This is a genomic window from Enterobacter sp. 940_PEND, from assembly GCF_001059415.1.
In the GTDB taxonomy this organism is placed as follows: Bacteria; Pseudomonadota; Gammaproteobacteria; order Enterobacterales; family Enterobacteriaceae; genus Enterobacter; species Enterobacter cloacae_M.
This window is the reverse complement of record NZ_JUMS01000062.1, coordinates 1-324: the sequence shown is the minus strand read 5'-3', so window position 1 is coordinate 324 and position 324 is coordinate 1. Positions and strand designations below refer to the sequence as shown.

The 324-nt window shown below is 55.9% G+C and carries 1 protein-coding gene; it reads right to left on the bottom strand.

Annotated features, from left to right (window positions below; translation table 11 throughout):
* Positions 1-33 precede the first annotated feature (33 nt).
* The coding region (locus tag ADJ24_RS09775) for a Tn3 family transposase (protein ID WP_048702315.1) at positions 34-324 on the bottom strand (291 nt) is incomplete at its 5' end.

The window sequence follows — 324 nt, the reverse complement described above, 5'->3', positions numbered from 1 at the left end:
GGGGTCGGTTCCGGCTGAGGGCGAAATGACACCCTAAGCTTTCGGTTCCTTGGGCCAAAGATATTCGCCAGTCAGTAGAATGTGCGCCCAGCCCAATGGGGATATGTGGGGAAGAAATTCAGGGGGAACATCCAACCCTTCGTTCCGCCGCTCCGTGACGGCATGACCAAGATGGACGGTATTCCAGTAAATGATCACCGCAGTCAATAAATTGAGCCCAGCGATTCGGTAGTGCTGCCCCTCTGTCGTGCGATCGCGAATTTCCCCCTGCCTCCCGATACGGAGCGCATTTTTGAGCGCATGGTGGGCCTCTCCCTTGTTAAG